The sequence below is a fragment of the Rhizobium sp. WYCCWR10014 genome (assembly GCF_001657485.1).
GTDB lineage: Bacteria > Pseudomonadota > Alphaproteobacteria > Rhizobiales > Rhizobiaceae > Rhizobium.
Genome location: NZ_LXFU01000025.1, coordinates 44199 through 60067, shown reverse-complemented (window position 1 = coordinate 60067; position 15869 = coordinate 44199). Strand labels below are relative to the sequence as shown.

17 protein-coding genes are annotated in these 15869 nt (G+C 61.8%); 14 read left to right on the top strand and 3 right to left on the bottom strand.

Annotation, left to right across the window (positions count from 1 at the left end; all coding sequences use genetic code 11):
• The first annotated feature begins 11 nt into the window (after positions 1 to 11).
• The 3 genes from A6U98_RS05120 (at position 12) to A6U98_RS37060 (ending at position 1829) form a co-directional block, all read left to right on the top strand.
• Positions 12 to 299 (top strand): DUF1330 domain-containing protein, encoded by a 288-nt coding sequence (locus A6U98_RS05120; RefSeq protein WP_064648369.1) that lies wholly within the window; start codon positions 12 to 14, stop codon positions 297 to 299.
• 113 nt (positions 300 to 412) lie between these two features.
• Positions 413 to 1393, top strand: a complete 981-nt coding sequence (locus tag A6U98_RS05115; RefSeq protein ID WP_064648368.1) for a complex I NDUFA9 subunit family protein — start codon at positions 413 to 415, stop codon at positions 1391 to 1393.
• 283 nt (positions 1394 to 1676) lie between these two features.
• Positions 1677 to 1829 (top strand): hypothetical protein, encoded by a 153-nt coding sequence (locus A6U98_RS37060; RefSeq protein WP_197496347.1) that lies wholly within the window; start codon positions 1677 to 1679, stop codon positions 1827 to 1829.
• A 243-nt stretch (positions 1830 to 2072) separates the two neighbouring features.
• Here the strand turns inward: A6U98_RS37060 and A6U98_RS05110 are convergent, their stop codons facing one another.
• Positions 2073 to 2870 carry an undecaprenyl-diphosphate phosphatase gene (locus A6U98_RS05110; RefSeq protein ID WP_027682063.1) on the bottom strand — a complete coding sequence of 266 codons (798 nt, stop codon included), beginning with the start codon at positions 2868 to 2870 and terminating at the stop codon, positions 2073 to 2075.
• 232 nt (positions 2871 to 3102) lie between these two features.
• Between A6U98_RS05110 and A6U98_RS05105 the strand changes: the two genes are divergently transcribed.
• From A6U98_RS05105 to A6U98_RS05095, 3 genes are read left to right on the top strand one after another with little or no spacing between them, the layout of a single operon-like run.
• Positions 3103 to 3795, top strand: a complete 693-nt coding sequence (locus A6U98_RS05105) for a glutathione S-transferase family protein (protein ID WP_003544722.1) — start codon at positions 3103 to 3105, stop codon at positions 3793 to 3795.
• A 12-nt stretch (positions 3796 to 3807) separates the two neighbouring features.
• Entirely contained in the window at positions 3808 to 4965 is a 1158-nt protein-coding gene (gene queG / locus A6U98_RS05100; RefSeq protein ID WP_064648367.1) for a tRNA epoxyqueuosine(34) reductase QueG, read from the top strand.
• A complete protein-coding gene (locus tag A6U98_RS05095; RefSeq protein WP_064648366.1) occupies positions 4965 to 5834 on the top strand; it encodes an SDR family oxidoreductase in 870 nt (289 codons plus the stop codon). Before queG ends, A6U98_RS05095 begins: the two co-directional genes overlap by 1 nt.
• Before the next feature lie 228 nt (positions 5835 to 6062).
• Here A6U98_RS05095 and A6U98_RS37480 read toward each other — a convergent pair whose 3' ends face one another.
• Positions 6063 to 6398 carry a hypothetical protein gene (locus tag A6U98_RS37480; RefSeq protein ID WP_245304488.1) on the bottom strand — a complete coding sequence of 112 codons (336 nt, stop codon included), beginning with the start codon at positions 6396 to 6398 and terminating at the stop codon, positions 6063 to 6065.
• Between A6U98_RS37480 and A6U98_RS05090 the strand changes: the two genes are divergently transcribed.
• The 6 genes from A6U98_RS05090 (at position 6298) to A6U98_RS05065 (ending at position 13336) form a co-directional block, all read left to right on the top strand.
• Positions 6298 to 6603, top strand: a complete 306-nt coding sequence (locus tag A6U98_RS05090; protein WP_018447889.1) for a septal ring lytic transglycosylase RlpA family protein — start codon at positions 6298 to 6300, stop codon at positions 6601 to 6603. The two genes, A6U98_RS37480 and A6U98_RS05090, sit on opposite strands and share 101 nt — an antisense overlap.
• A gap of 170 nt (positions 6604 to 6773) precedes the next feature.
• On the top strand, positions 6774 to 8063 hold the full coding sequence (locus A6U98_RS05085) for an RsmB/NOP family class I SAM-dependent RNA methyltransferase (protein WP_064648365.1): 1290 nt from the start codon (positions 6774 to 6776) through the stop codon (positions 8061 to 8063).
• Between the two features lie 225 nt (positions 8064 to 8288).
• Positions 8289 to 9566: an imelysin family protein gene (locus A6U98_RS05080; protein ID WP_064648364.1), complete on the top strand. Its 1278-nt coding sequence runs from the start codon at positions 8289 to 8291 to the stop codon at positions 9564 to 9566.
• 47 nt (positions 9567 to 9613) lie between these two features.
• Positions 9614 to 11152, top strand: a complete 1539-nt coding sequence (locus A6U98_RS05075) for a di-heme oxidoredictase family protein (RefSeq protein WP_064648363.1) — start codon at positions 9614 to 9616, stop codon at positions 11150 to 11152.
• A complete protein-coding gene (locus A6U98_RS05070) occupies positions 11152 to 12252 on the top strand; it encodes an imelysin family protein (protein WP_064648362.1) in 1101 nt (366 codons plus the stop codon). The genes A6U98_RS05075 and A6U98_RS05070 overlap by 1 nt, the downstream gene beginning before the upstream one ends.
• A gap of 4 nt (positions 12253 to 12256) precedes the next feature.
• A complete protein-coding gene (locus tag A6U98_RS05065) occupies positions 12257 to 13336 on the top strand; it encodes a DUF1513 domain-containing protein (RefSeq protein WP_064648361.1) in 1080 nt (359 codons plus the stop codon).
• Positions 13337 to 13392: 56 nt separating this feature from the next.
• On the opposite strand, the gene A6U98_RS05060 is transcribed toward A6U98_RS05065, so the two are convergent.
• Positions 13393 to 14469 (bottom strand): DUF2252 family protein, encoded by a 1077-nt coding sequence (locus A6U98_RS05060; RefSeq protein ID WP_064648360.1) that lies wholly within the window; start codon positions 14467 to 14469, stop codon positions 13393 to 13395.
• A gap of 254 nt (positions 14470 to 14723) precedes the next feature.
• Between A6U98_RS05060 and A6U98_RS05050 the strand changes: the two genes are divergently transcribed.
• Both A6U98_RS05050 and A6U98_RS05045 read left to right on the top strand, forming a co-directional pair.
• Positions 14724 to 15173: a PaaI family thioesterase gene (locus A6U98_RS05050; protein WP_003544704.1), complete on the top strand. Its 450-nt coding sequence runs from the start codon at positions 14724 to 14726 to the stop codon at positions 15171 to 15173.
• Entirely contained in the window at positions 15170 to 15808 is a 639-nt protein-coding gene (locus A6U98_RS05045; RefSeq protein ID WP_064648358.1) for a 5'-methylthioadenosine/S-adenosylhomocysteine nucleosidase, read from the top strand. Before A6U98_RS05050 ends, A6U98_RS05045 begins: the two co-directional genes overlap by 4 nt.
• The last annotated feature ends 61 nt before the right edge of the window (positions 15809 to 15869 follow it).

Sequence of the window (15869 nt, the reverse complement as noted above, 5' to 3'; positions counted from 1 at the left end):
GGGAGAAGACCATGGCCAAAGGATACTGGATCGCCCGCGTCGACGTTCGAGATGCCGAGCGCTACAAGGATTACGTGGCGGCGGCCAAGCCGGCCTTCGAAAAATATGGCGCGAATTTTCTGGCGCGCGGCGGCGCCTTTACCGAGCTCGAGGGCAGGGCGCGCGTCCGCAATGTGGTGATCGAATTCCCCTCGATGCAACATGCGGTCGACTGCTATAATTCGCCGGAATACCAGATCGCCGCGAAAATCCGCCAGGAAGTCGCGGATGCGGAAATGGTCGTCGTCGAGGGCGTCTAGAGCGCGGTCACTTCCTAAAAAACTGACGGCGTGATGGGCCTTCCCGTCGCGCCGGGATTCGGCTAAGACGAGAGCCAATTCAGCATCCCGCAAAGCCTTTCGAGGAGCCTGCCATGACCCTTGCCAACCTGCCGCCGCTCGTCACCGTGTTCGGAGGGTCCGGCTTCGTGGGCAGGCACGTGGTTCGGGCGCTGGCCAAGCGCGGCTATAACATCCGCGTCGCCGTGCGTCGTCCCGATCTCGCCGGCTTCCTGCAGCCGCTCGGCAATGTCGGCCAGATTTCCTTCGTGCAGGCGAACCTGCGCTATCGCAGCTCGATCGACCGCGCCGTCGATGGTGCGAGCCACGTCGTCAATTGCGTCGGCATTCTGCACGAGACCGGCCGCAACACTTTCGACGCCGTGCAGGAATTCGGCGGTCGTGCGATTGCTGAGGCGGCGCGTGGCGCAGGTGCCACCCTCACCCATATTTCAGCGATCGGCGCCGATGCGAGATCCGATTCGGACTATGGCCGCACCAAGGGCCGCGCCGAAACGGCCATCCTCTCGGTCAAGCCCGATGCAGTGATCTTCCGTCCGTCGATCGTCTTCGGACCGGAGGACAGCTTCTTCAACAAGTTTGCCGAGATGGCGCGCATGTCGCCGATCCTGCCGCTCATCGGCGGCGGCAAGACGAAATTCCAGCCTGTCTATGTCGAAGATATCGCCGAGGCCGTCGCCCGCGCCGTCGACGGCAAAGTTGCCGGCGGCAAGGTCTACGAGCTTGGCGGGCCTGAGGTGCTGAGCTTCCGCGAATGTCTCGAGACGATGCTGAAGGTAACGTGCCGCAAGAACCCACTGGTATCGCTGCCCTTCGGCATCGCTTCGATGATCGGCAGCATCGCCTCGCTGGTCCCCTTCATAACGCCACCGATCACGCCGGATCAGGTGCGCATGCTGAAGCGCGACAATATCGTCTCCCCCGAAGCCGAGGCGGAAGGCCGCACGTTGAAGGGCCTCGGCATTACGCCCACCATGGTGGCATCGGTGCTCGGCTCCTATCTGGTGCACTATCGTCCGCACGGCCAGTACACCGGCACCGGCAAGGCTGCCTGACCATATTTTTCGAGGAACGATAGCGCCGTCCGTCGATACCGCGGGCGGCGTTTTGGCGTTGGCGTGTCCCGCAAAGCCCGGCGCAAGTTTGAAGTGTTCTGGTGCTCGGCATATTCAGTAGCGTTGCATAAAAGACGCATCGGAAATTTTGTGGAATTAACGCGAAATTTAGCAGGAACGTTTATTGCTATTTGCCATTCCACTGACTACCAAACCCGCGCGTCTTCCAACGGACTCAACGCCTGCGGTCGCGCGCGGCAATCACTGTGAAAGGCAATTCTCAATGGGCAAGTCAATCGCGCTCCTGTTTGCGTGTGCGGCGCTGGTTATCCTTGCAGGCTCTTTCGTTGCGCCCGGTTCGGTCGCGGCGGTAAAGGGCGATTGCTCGCCGGCCTACGGCGTCGATCTTTGCTCGACGGCCTCGATCATCCATTGACGAAAGCCCGGCCCTGCGCCGGCATCCTGCTCCAAGCAAGCAGTCGATCGAAACGCCTAATACAGGGCGCTTCAAGATCATCGCTCAGTCCCACCTGCTCAAAGCGGCGGCTGGAGTCTATCCCCTCAATGACCAACTGAAAATTTCGGCACCTTGCCGGTAATCGGGTGCCTGTTTGTGCAGTCCGACGGGGCATGTGCATTCGCGCCAGGAGTTGCGCGAATGCAATGAAGGACGGATGTCTCAGGCAATCAGGCCGGTCGCGGCCATGCCGAGCAGCAAGACACCGAGAATGATGCGGTAGATGGCAAACAGGGTAAACCGGTTGCTTCTGATATAGGCCAGCAGCCATTTGACGGCGATGAAGGCAACGACCGTGGAGACGACGAAGGCGATGCCGAGCGCTGTCCAGTCTTCGCCTGCAGCTCCGCCATCCCTAAACGTCTTCAGCAATTCATAGCCGCTGGCGGCATACATTGTGGGTATGCCGACGAGAAAGGCAAATTCGGTCGCGGCGGCGCGGTTGCCCGTGCCTGCCAGCATGGCGACGAAGATGGTGGCGCCGGAGCGCGAGGTTCCCGGGAAGACGCCGGCAACGATCTGGGCGATGCCGACCAGAATGGCGACAAGCCAGGTGATCTCTTTATGGGGCGGCTTGCGGGCGGCGGCCCACTCGGCAAAAATCATCCAGATACCGCCGATGATGAGCGCCCAGGCGATCGGTGTTGCGGTCTCTGGAAGTTCAAAGCCGAGCTTCTTGACGACCAGTCCGAGAACGGCGGTGATCAGAAAGGCGACGATCAGCTTGGCGGCATAATCGCGGTTGGCAGGATCGCGCCAACCAAGTACCAGATCCACCAGACGACGCCAGTAAATGATGGTGACGGCGAGGATGGCGCCCGCCTGAATGACGATGTTGAACATATCCGACCGATGTCCGAGCCATTGCTCCGCGATGATCAGGTGGCCGGTGCTCGAGATCGGCAGGAATTCGGTGATCCCTTCTATGACACCGAGAATTGCAGCATTTATATAATCCATACATTGTCTCCGGTTTAAAGTTCGGTCGGGCCTGAGCGCTTGGGCCGATCAGGCTGCCGCTTCCATTCGTTCGTTAGACCGTGCTTCGCCATTATCAGATGGCCTGAAAAATCCGATTCGCTTGTATTGGCGGGGCCAAGCACCTATAGCTTCAACCAATGAGTCATGACTAGGGCGCTATAATCGAGCTGCCACACAGTCCTGTAACAGCAATCACAAAGCCCGAGTATCGATGCCCACGCTTTATCATCATCCCATGTCATCCGCATCTCGCTTCGTCCGGCTGATCCTGGCGGAATACGGCTATCAGGCGGATCTGATCGAGGAGCAGACATGGGAGAAGCGCCGGGATTTCCTGGCGCTCAATCCGGCCGGCACGCTGCCGGTCTATGTCGACGACAGCATGCGCGCGCTCTGCGGCGCAAGCGTCATTTCCGAATATCTGGACGAGACGCACGGCGTCTTGAAACGCGACCGGCGGCTGCTCGCCGAAGACCCTTTCCAGCGGGCGGAAATCCGCCGGCTGACCGAATGGTTCATGCAGAAGATGGAAAACGATGTGACCAAGCCGCTCGCCCGCGAGCGTGTCTATAAGTTGCAGATGACCGCCGATCAGGGCGGCGGAGCGCCGGATTCGAAGGTTTTGCGCACGGCCCGCGCGAATATCCGCCAGCATATGCGTTATCTCACCTGGCTTGCCGGCTCGCGTCAGTGGCTGGCGGGCGAGCGGATGAGCTATGCCGACCTTGCCGCCGCGGCCTCGATCTCGATCCTCGATTATCTCGGCGAGATCGAGTGGGCGGATTCGCCCGTCGTCAAGGACTGGTATCAGCGGCTGAAGTCGCGTCCCTCCTTCCGGCCGATGCTGACCGAGCGCGTGCGCGGCCTGACACCGGTTTCACACTATGCCGATCTGGATTTCTGACGAGGGCTCTTCATGCCCGAACCTGACAATGATGACAAAGAGCGCCGCCGCCGCGACAATTTGACCGAGTTCGTCCGGGCGGAATCTGCCGCCAAGGGCTTCGATCTCTGCCGCATCACCCGCCCGGACGCGATCCCTGAAGCGAAGGAGCGTCTCGGCCAGTTCATCGATGCCGGGCGCCACGGGACGATGGACTGGATGGCGGAGACGCGCGACCGGCGCGGAGATCCGCGCACACTCTGGAGCGAGGTGCGCTCCGTCGTCGTCTTCGGCCTCAATTACGCCCCGGAAGAAGATCCCCGCGGCATTCTCGACAAGCCTGACAAAGCAGCGATCTCAGTCTATGCCCGGAACCGCGATTACCACGACGTCATCAAGGGCCGGCTGAAGGAAATCGCCACGCGCTTTGCGGCGCGGGCGAGCGCTGATGTGAAGGTCTTCGTCGATACGGCGCCTGTCATGGAAAAGCCCTTAGCGGCGGCAGCCGGGCTCGGCTGGCAGGGCAAACATACCAATCTCGTCAGCCGCACGCACGGTTCCTGGCTGTTCCTCGGCACGATGTTCACCACCGCCGATCTTGTGGTCGATGCGCCGGAGAGCGATCATTGCGGCTCCTGCCGCGCCTGTCTCGACATCTGTCCGACGGCTGCCTTCCCGGCGCCTTACCAGATCGACGCGCGGCGCTGCATCTCCTATCTCACCATCGAGCACAAGGGACCGATCGACACCGATTTGCGCGGGCTGATCGGCAATCGCATCTATGGCTGCGACGACTGTCTTGCCGCCTGTCCCTGGAACAAGTTCGCAAGCTCCGCCTCCGAGATGAAGCTACAGGCGCGGGAAGATCTGAAGGAGCCGTCGATCGCCTTTCTGCTGACGCTTGACGATGCCGCCTTCCGTGCCTTCTTCAGCGGTTCGCCGGTGAAGCGCATCGGCCGCGACCGCTTCGTCCGCAATGTGCTGATCGCCGCCGGCAATTCCGGCGACAAGGTGCTCATCGGGCCATGTCGCGGGCTTTCGGAGGATTCCTCGCCGGTGGTGCGCGGCATGGCGGTCTGGGCGCTTTCGCGGCTGATGGAGGCTGGCGAATTCTCGGCCTTTGCCGCACAAAGGGCAGACGAGAAAGATGACGACGTCCTGAACGAATGGCGATTGGCGGGAGTGGGCTGATGCATGTGATGATCTTTGGCTGCGGTTATTCCGGCACGGCAATCGCCAAGGCCTTTGCCGGCGACGGCGTGCGCGTTTCCGGCACCACGCGCTCGCCTGACAAGATGGATGCGCTCCGCCAGAATGGCATCGAAGCATTCCTTTTCGACGGCGAGAGCATGGAAGAGGGGCTCCGCCAAGCTTTGGACGGCGTCACCCATCTGGTGCAGTCGATCGCCCCTGGAAAGGCCGACCCGCTGCTGCGGCTGCTTGATAAAGACGGCGCAAGCCTGCTGCCGAAGCTCGAATGGATCGGTTATCTCTCCACCGTCGGCGTCTATGGCGATCACAAGGGCGCCTGGGTGAGCGAGGAAACGCCGTGTGTGCCCGTTTCCGGGCGGTCGACCGAGCGGCTCGAGGCGGAAGAGGGCTGGCTGGCGATGGGCCGGGAACGCGGCGTGCCGGCGGCGGTGCTTCGCCTTTCCGGCATCTACGGGCCAGGGCGCAACGCCTTCTGCAATCTCGACAAGGGCACGGCACGACGGCTGATCAAGAAGGACCAGGTGTTCAACCGCATCCGCGTCGAGGATATTGGCGCGGCGACACGCTTCCTGTCGGAGCACGGCCTCGGCGGCATCTATAATGTCAGTGACGACCGGCCCGGCCCGCCGCAGGATGTGATCGTCGAGGCAGCCCGCCTGATGGGCGTCGAACCGCCGCCGGAGCAGGCGTTCGAGACCGCCGAACTGACGCCGATGGCGCGCTCCTTCTACGGCGAGAACAAACGCATCTCGAATGCGAAACTCAAGGCCGCCGGCTTCGCATTCTCCTTCCCGAACTATCCGATGTCGCTTGCGCAATTGTGGCAGGACGGACGCTGGCGCGGTTAGAACGCAGTCCTGTTTGCGACGGATGCACTCACCCAAAATGAGTAGGAAATTCCTACTTTCCCGCTTTGGCCGGACAATTTTCGCCGCATCTTATGGTTAACGGCCTTTAAATTTGCCCAAATGTGGCAGCAAATATGGCGAAATCGGAAAAATATTTTCGCGATTTTCGTGAACGCCGAGGCGTTAACTATCCCTCCGGAATATTCGTTCGGATTTTAGCTGATTTTATTAGGTTTTTTCCACATTTGGCGACGGCATGGATTCCTGAGATTCCATCACCGCGCTCACGAATGTTACAGATTGTAATATTCCGTGAACACGCCCGGCACTTTTTCGCCACTTTTTCGCAGATTTAAGCCCCGCCGCCTGCAAGGGCGTGAGTTCAATAGTTGAGGGATACTCTGTTTTGAAGAAAATACGTCGTTCTATTATCGTCGCCGCAACTATTGCCGCCTGTTCTTCCATGCTTCCGGCGGAAGGTTTTGCTGCAAATGGCTGTGGCGGTGCTTCATGGTACGCACTTCGCTCCAAAACTGCTTCCGGGGAACGTATGAATCCTGCCATCTTGACTGCCGCACATCGCTCGCTTGCTTTCGGCACCAAGGTGAAGGTCACCAACCGCAACAATGGCCGCACCGTCGTCGTTCGCATCAACGATCGTGGTCCGTTCATCCGTGGTCGAGTAATCGACCTGTCGCGCGCCGCCGCACAGAATATCGGCATGGTGAGCTCCGGCACTGCGAAGGTCTGCTACCAGGTGATCAGCTAAAGCTGACAGCCGAGGTCATCAGCTGAGGCCACCACTGACTGCGCCGGAAGCAGCGCTTGCTCTTGCCGTCAATCGCGGTTACCACCCGGTTGAGACTTGTGAACAATCCACTGCGTGACCATCGCGTTTGCGCTGGTCGTTCACACGCCACGGCAACAGGAGACATGTGAATGCGTCTGGGCGGCCGCCTCGAAGGGGCGATTTCTGTGCTCGCGGACATCGATGCCCGCAAGCGGCCCGTCGCCGACGCGCTGAAGGACTGGGGCCTCGCGCACCGCTTCGCCGGTTCCGGCGATCGTGCTGCGATCGGCAACATCGTCTATGACGCACTGCGCATGCGGCTTTCCCATGCCTGGCTGATGGATGACGATAGTGCCGCCGCCATTGCCCATGCCGTCATGTTCCGCCAATGGGGTTTCACACCTGACAGTCTTGCCGCTGAGCTGGCAGATGACAAGTTTGCGCCGGCGCCGCTTTCGGCCGACGCCGCCTCGGCCTTTCAAAGCCGCTCGCTCGACGATGCGCCGCCGCATATTCGCGGTGATATTCCCGAATGGGTCCAACCCTCCTTCGAACAGGCCTTCGGCGCCGCATGGCTCGCCGAGGCACAGGCACTCGCCGCCCGCCCGACGCTCGATCTGCGCGCCAACAGCCTCAAAGCCTCCCGCGAAAAGGTCGTCAAGGCGCTCGAAAGAGCCAACGCGCATGCTGCGAAGATCGCCCGCCAAGGCATCCGGATTGCCGCCGGCGAAGGCGCGTCGCGTCTTCCGAACGTGACAGCCGAGCTTTCGTTCCAAAAAGGCTGGTTCGAAGTTCAGGATGAGGGATCGCAGATCGTCGCCGACCTGGTGCTCGCCCATGATGGCGAACAGGTTCTCGACTATTGCGCCGGCGGCGGCGGCAAGACGCTCGCCATGGCCGCGGCCATGCAGAACAAGGGACAGGTTCACGCCTATGACGCCGACCGCAAACGGCTAGCGCCGATCATCGAGCGGCTGAAGCGGGCGGGCACACGCAATGTCCAGGTGCATGACGACGCCAGGGCACTCTCCGCCCTTGCCGGACGCTGCGACAAGGTGCTGGTCGACGCGCCGTGCACCGGCACCGGCACGTGGCGCCGCCGGCCCGATACGAAGTGGCGCCTGACGGCCAAGAACCTCGACGAGCGCACCGCCCAGCAGCAGGACGCGCTGGCGCAGGCGAGCAGCTTCGTCAAGCCAAGCGGCGAACTGATCTATGTAACCTGCTCGGTCCTGCCCCAGGAAAACGAGGAGCAGGCGCGCCGTTTCACGGCGGATAATCCCGATTTTCAGATCGTCAGCGCCCTGCCTGCCTGGGATCAGCTCTTCGGAAAGGACGCCCCGCGTCCGCACTCTTCCGACGGCTTGTCGGTGACGCTGACGCCGGCCTCCACCGACACGGACGGCTTCTTCTTCTGCCGCATGCAGCGGAAGGGCTGACGCGGCTTAGCGGGCGTCGACAGCGCATCGTGATGCCGTGGCGGAATGACGCTGCGCTGGACGCGTGAGATGCCGGTTTTCAAGCAGATGCCGTTTAAAAGAGGCAGCGCTGGCAGTGCCTCTGCGTCCTTAAAATCATTCCAAACTAGAGCGTTTGACACAAGTTTGCTTTTGCGCGAAGAGACGGAGCCCGATTAGACGGAAAATCCGTCACAGGAGAGGATCATGAAGCTCAACCGCAAATTCCGCGCAGCCGTGCTGGCGATCGCCCCCGCCGCCCTGCTCGCCCTTCCCGCGCATGCCGAGACCGATGCTGCTAGCGTGGTGAAACACTATGCCGACGTGGCGCATGCGAAATACGAGGACTCGCTGACGACGGCCAAGGCGCTCGACGCCGCGATCGATGCCTTCCTGAAGGCGCCGACCGATGCGACGCTCAAGGCCGCCAGAGACGCCTGGATCAAGGCGCGCGTCCCCTACCAGCAGACGGAAGTCTATCGCTTCGGCAATCCGATCGTCGACGACTGGGAAGGCAAGGTCAACGCATGGCCGCTCGATGAAGGCCTGATCGACTATGTCGATGCCTCCTATGGCACCGAGAGCGACGAAAATTCTCTCTATGTGGCAAATGTCATCGCCAACAAAACGATCAAGATCGAGGGCAAGGATGTCGACGCTTCCAAGCTGACTCCGGAATTCCTCTCTGGCACGCTGGCCGAGGCCGGTGGCATCGAAGCCAATGTCGCGACCGGCTATCACGCCATCGAATTCCTGCTCTGGGGTCAGGATCTGAACGGCACCGGCCCTGGCGCCGGCGACCGCCCGGCAACCGATTACGACCTGAAGAACTGCACGCACGGCAATTGCGACCGCCGTGCCGAATATCTGAAATCCGCCTCCACCCTGCTCGTTTCCGATCTGCAGGAAATGACCGACAACTGGAAGCCGGATGGTGCTGCGACGAAGAACGTCGAAGCCGATCCGAAGGCCGGCCTCGTCGCGATCCTGACGGGCATGGGTTCGCTTTCCTACGGCGAGCTTGCCGGCGAGCGCATGAAGCTCGGCCTGCTGCTGCACGATCCGGAAGAAGAGCATGATTGCTTCTCGGACAATACCTACAACTCGCATCTCAACGACGCGATCGGCATTGCTGCCGCCTATACCGGCAACTATACCCGCGTCGACGGCACCAAGCTCAGCGGCCCGTCGCTGCACGATCTGGTGGCCGCCAAGGACAAGGCGCTCGATGCCGAAGTTGAAGGCAAGCTCAACAAGACGCTCGATGCGATGAATGCCATGGCAAAGCGCGGCGAGGCCGTCGAGAAGTACGACCAGATGATCGGCGAAGGCAACAAGGAAGGCAACGCGGTCGTTCAGGCCGCCATCGATGGGCTGATCGACCAGACGAAATCGGTGCAGCGCGTTATAGCCGCACTCGATCTCGGCACGGTTCAGCTTGAAGGTTCCGACAGCTTGGATAATCCTAACGCCGTCTTCAAATAAGCAAAAAGGCGGGCCGCTTCGAAAGCCGGAGCGGCCCGGACCCTGAAATGTCGCATGCCCCGGCCCGCCGATTTTTCGCCAGCGCAGCGCTCTGCGCCACGCTTGCCGGTTTTTCCGTCAGCATCGCCGCCGGTTTCGATCTGCCGACGAAACGCACCGACCTTTCCGACGCGGATCTGAAACGAGTCGCCGACGTCACCCGGCCGACGGCGGATTTTTCCAAGGCCGAACAATACGAAGCGATGCAGGCGGGGGCGACGACCTCGATCGACCCTGTCACCGAGGACAGCTTCTCACATATTTCGGCCAACATCCCCTTCGAGGAAGAGCAGAATTTCAAGCTCGGCAATGCGCTCTTCCGCAAGCTCTGGGTTTCCGCTCCCTCCTCGACGCAGGCCTCCGATGGTCTCGGGCCGCTCTTCAACGCCCGCTCCTGCATGAGCTGCCATGTCAATGACGGCCGCGGCAAACCGCCGGAGGGAGGCCCGAGCGCCACCTCGATGTTCCTGCGGCTTTCCCGCGCGGCCACGACGCCCGAGGAAGAAAAGGCGATCGCGGTAGCTGATGTCGTCAACTTTCCCGATCCGGTCTACGGCCATCAGTTGCAGGACCTCGCCGTTCCCGGCCTTGCTGCCGAAGGGAAGATGGCGATCAACTATCACGAAGAAAGAGTGACGCTCGGCGACGGCGAGACCGTGTCGCTGCGCCGGCCGAGTTATGCGGTGACGAACCTTGGCTATGGACCGCTCGACCCCGCGACGACGATTTCGCCGCGTGTCGCCTCGGCGATGATCGGCCTCGGACTGATCGAGGCAATTCCCGAGGCCGATATCCTTGCCCATGCCGATCCTGATGATGTCGACGGCGACGGCATCTCCGGCAAGGCGGCGATAGTGCGCGACCACCGCAGCGGCAAGATCGCGCTTGGCCGCTTCGGCTGGAAGGCGCAGAACGCCACGGTGCGCGATCAGAGTGCCGATGCCTTCGCCAATGATATCGGCATCTCGACGCCCGATCAGCCGAAGGCGCAGGGCGACTGCACCAAAGCGGAAGAAAAATGCCTTGATATGCCGACCGGGGTGCAGAAGCGGCTGGGCGCAGAAGAAGCGCCGGGTCCCATTCTCGACCTCGTCACCTTCTATTCCGAAAATCTCGCCGTTCCGGCGCGCCGCAAGGCGAGTTTCCCCGAGACGCTGCGGGGCAAGCGGATCTTCTACGAAAGCGGCTGCATTTCCTGCCACGTGCCGAAATTCGTCACCCGGCGGGATACGCCGGACAAGGCGCAGTCGTTCCAGCTGATCTGGCCCTATTCCGACTTTCTTCTGCACGACATGGGCGACGGCCTTGCCGACGGGCAGCAGGTCGGTCTTGCAAGCGGACGTGAATGGCGCACGCCGCCGCTATGGGGTATAGGACTGACCCGGACTATCAGCGGACACAGCTTTTTCCTGCATGACGGCCGTGCGCGTGATCTCACCGAAGCGATCCTCTGGCATGGCGGCGAAGCTGAAAAGGCCCGCAACGCTTTCTCCTCCCTGCCGACAGACGACAGGGCGGCCCTGATTACATTCCTGGAGTCACTTTGATGCGCCTTTGGCACCGCCTGCTCTGCCTTCCTCTGATCGGCCTCGCGACATCCGCGGCCGCCCAGACGACCACTCCCCCGGCAGGGCTGAACGAGGATGCCGTTCCCGCCGTCATGCAGCGCGCCGTCGACGAGGTTATCCGTCCCGGCTATCGCAACATGCAGCAATCGGCCGCCCGGCTGACGACGGCAATGAAGGATCTTTGCGCCGACGGCACGCAGCAGACGCTCGACAAGGCGAAGTCCACCTTCGACGACACGATCCGCTATTGGTCGATCATCGAGATCGTCCAGACCGGGCCTGTTATCCAGGACAATCTCTTCGAGCACATCCTGTTTTATCCCGACCGCAAGGGCGTCGGCCTCAAGCAGGTCCAGGCGCTGATTGCCAAGGCCGATCCGAACGATGCGACCGTTGATGCGATCGCCGGCAAGAGCGTTGCGTTGCAAGGCCTGACGGCGCTGGAATACGTGCTTTACGGCAATGGCTCCGACGATCTCGTCGGGCAGAAAGGCAGTTTCCGCTGCCTTTACGGCCAGGCGGTCGCCGGCAATATCCAGCGTGAGGCCGGCGAAGTCGTCGCCGCCTGGGAAAAGCCCGATGGCGTGCAGGCGAGCTGGAAACATCCAGGCCCGCAGAGCAACGATTTCATGGACAACAAGGAAGCGGTGACGGCGCTGCTCGGCATTCTCGTCCATGGGGCGGAGAATGTCCGCGACCAGCGGCTGGAGCAGTTCTACAAGGGCAAGGACACCGCGCCACGGCCACGCATGGCGATCTACTGGCGCTCCAAGAATACCTGGAAATCGATGGCCGCCAATCTGGAGGGGCTGCGCACGCTCTGGCAGAAGGCCGGCATGGCCGAACTTCTGCCGCCGGACAAGCAGCCGATCGCTGCCTCGATCGACCAGGACTTCAAATCGCTGCTCGACAGCGTACCGAAGCTCAATCCCGACATCGACATCGCCGTCAGCGATGCGGAGAAGGCGAAGCTCGATGCGCTGCTTGCCGACAGCCGCGACCTGATCACCAGGATCAGCGACGAATATGGCGCGGCTATCGGCCTTTCGGCCGGCTTTTCCTTTTCGGACGGAGATTGAGACGATGATGCGAAGTGCCGCGATCGACCGACGCAACTTCGTCAAGGCGGCCGGCCTTGGCTTCCTTGCTGCCTTGGCGCCGAGGTCGCTGATGGCACTGGAGCGGGCCGATGCCGTCTATGCCTCGGGCATTCGGGCAGCCGACGGCTCCTTTGCCATCGCGACCGTGACCGAGCGTGGCGAGATCGTCGATCAAGTGGCGCTTCCCGCCCGCGCTCACGGCATGGCCTTCAGCGCCAGCACCGGCAAGACTGTCGCCTTTGCACGCCGGCCCGGCACCTATGCGATGGTCTTCGATCCCTGGAACAAAAGCGAGCCTGTTGTCATCAACTCCAGGGAGGACCGGCATTTCTACGGCCATGGCGCCTTCTCTCCCGACGGCCGTCTGCTCTACGCTAGCGAGAACGACTTCGACGGCAATCGCGGCATGATCGGCCTCTACGACGCCACCGACCGCTTCGCCCGCATCGGCGAATTCGAGACCTACGGCATCGGTCCGCACGACATGGCGGTGTCCGATGACGGACGCCTGCTCATCGTCGCCAATGGCGGCATCGAGACACATCCGGATTTCGGCCGCACCAAACTCAATCTCGGCGAGATGCAGCCGTCGCTGGCGCTGATCGATGCGGCAACCGGTGCGCTGGTCGAAAAACATGTGCTGCCGGCGGAATGGGCGGAACTCTCCACCCGCCACGTCGATCTCGACGGCGAGGGCCGCATCTGGTTCGCCTGCCAGTATGAAGGCCACCGTAAGGATTTGCCGCCGCTTGTCGGCCATTTCGCCAAGGGCGAAGATCTTACCTTCATCGACCTGCCGGAGGAGACAACGCGCAGGCTCGCCAACTACGTCGGGGCGATCGCCGTCAATCGCCGCGAAGGTCTTGTCGGCATCACCTCGCCGAAGGGCGGCGCCTCGGTGACCCTTGACGCAAAGTCGGGCAAGGTGCTGGCCGAGACCGTCGTTCCGGATGCAGCGGGCATTGCGCCGGCAAGAAGCGGCTTTGCCGTCTCCTCCTATGACGGCGATTTCCTGTCGACCCGCAGCGACGTCGCCTGGGATCAGCACATCGTGCGGATCTAAATCAGAGAAGCGCAATTCCGGACGCAAAACCGCTGCACACTTTTGCTGAAATTGCTTCAGCCGGCGCGGGAATAGGCTTTCTGCTCGGCGCTGACGCCGGATGCCGCGGCCCTTGCCGCCTCATGCAGCCATTCGTTTCCCCGCACCGCCAAATCCTTCAGGATCGCTGTAACCGCCGCCGCATCGTCGGAATGGCAATTGGCGATCTCGAAGCCCATCAGTTCGAGCATCGTCGGCGAAAGCAGGATCTCGGGATGCTGGTCGATTTCGATCTTGCAGCTGTTCGGCGAGAGCCGGCGCATGAGGATGCGGCCGGAGACCCGGTAGTGAGGATCGACTGAGCGCGCCCGCCCATTGGCGATCTCGCTTGCATGGATCGCCACATCTCGCGGGTTGTGGCGAAGCGACCAGGCGGACGGCACCAGCGCCTTTGCCTCGCGCAGCACCGGTCCACCTTGCCATTCGGCATAGGCGACGAAACGCGGCCGGCCGAGGCTGCCGGTACCGCCGCTGCGCGGCTTCGCCACGAAGGATCCTGACCCCAACGGCAGCGCGTCTGCGAGCGCCTTGACATAGGCTGGTGGTGGCGGCTTCTTGCCGGGAAGCAGCATTTCGTATTTCTCCCAGAATTCCCGGCGTTCGGAATTCGGCAGCAGCAGCGCCTTGCGCAGCCATTTGTGGTCGCGCTCGAGGATGACGGGCAGCGGATTTTCAAGGCCTCTCCGATAACCGCTCAAGATCAATTCGCCGATCATGCGAACCGAGGGACCGTCGCCGCCGCGAGCCAAAACGGCGCTTGTCGCAAGGCGTACGAGATCAAATACATAGGGCATCATCGCCGCGTCGTCGAAATCATTGACGCCCCAGACGAGCCGGCCCTCGACATCGCGCCAGGTGCCGAAATTCTCCAGATGCGTGTCGCCGATCGCCAGTACCTCAGGCGCGCCTTTAAGTTCCGGGCAGATATCGAGGATGATCTCGCACCAGCGCCAATAGGTGGCGCGCAGGAAGACGAAATCGTCGCTCCGCATCTTCTCATGCTTCTCCCGGAGATCGTCCTTGACGAGATCGTCGCCGAGTTCGCCGGCCAGCCAGGTCTCGAAATTCCGGACCGATTGCGATATCGTCGTCATGCTGGCGCTCCGTCATTTCGCAACCCGATGCGGAGAATACGCGTGCCGCGCGAAGCTGCAATCGTCTTCGCATCGGATCGCCACGATCCAGCGGTATTGGCCAGCGGTACCGGCTTGCACGGCGACGGAAAGGTGAAGGGTTGCCCCGGCGACACGGTCCCGGGTTTCCATCACCGGCCAGACCGATTTCAGCAATGTCCAGCTTGTCGAATGCGGCGCGCCATGCCAATTTCGCGGCTGCAAGAGGGGCAGACATGAGCGAGACTGACAGGGGCGATTTCCGCGCGCGGATCCGCCGTAATTTTGCGCGGCAGGCGGCGATGGAAACGATCGGCGCGGAGCTGACGCGCGTCGAGCACGGCGTCGTCGAGATCGAGCTTCCCTTCGACGTCAAGCTGACACAGCAGCATGGCATCCTGCATGCGGGGATCATTTCCGCAGCGCTCGATTCGGCCTGCGGCTTTGCCGCCTATAGCGTCATCGACCCGGAAGCCTCGATCCTGACGATCGAGTTCAAGGTCAATCTCATGTCGCCGGGGCGTGGCGATCGTTTCCTGTTTCGCGGGGAAATCACCAAACCCGGCTCCACCATCATCGTCGCCGACGGACGAGGCTACGCAATCAGCGACGGGCCGGCGAAGCTCATCGCCTCCATGACCGGAACGATGATGGTGATCCGCGGTAGAGAGGGCATCACGGGATGAAGTTTGAATTGAAATCGGTCGCGGGGAAATCCATCCTTTTCGTCATGGCGGCGGAGGCCGAATACGGTCCCTTCCTGCGTTCGCGCATCGAACCTTTGATGACCGGCGTCGGCCCGGTCGAGGCGGCCATCGCGCTGAGCAAGACATTGGCGCGGCTGGATGCCGTCGACGAACTGCCCGATCTCGTCGTGTCCCTCGGCTCGGCCGGCTCCGCGAAACTGGAGCAGACCGAAATCTATCAGGTGACCTCGGTTTCCTACCGCGACATGGACGCCTCGCCGCTCGGTTTCGAAAAGGGCAAGACACCCTTTCTCGACCTGCCCGCAACGCTCGAGCTGCCGCTGCGCATTCCCGGCATTGCCGAAGCAAGCCTTTCTACCGGCGGCAACATCATCTCGGGCGCCGCCTATACAGGCATCGACGCCGACATGGTCGATATGGAGACCTATGCGGTGCTGCGGGCCTGCCAGGGCTACAAGCTGCCGCTGATCGGCCTTCGCGGCATTTCCGACGGCGCCGTCGAGCTGCAGCATATCTCCGGCTGGACCGAATATCTGCACATCGTCGACCGCAAGCTCTCCTACGGCGTCGACAGCCTGTTCACGGCGCTGGAGGACGGGGTTTTCTGGTTCTGAGCCCCTGAATGCGGGACAATTGGAACAATAAAAACCCGATGCCGCCGATTTCCCGGATTGC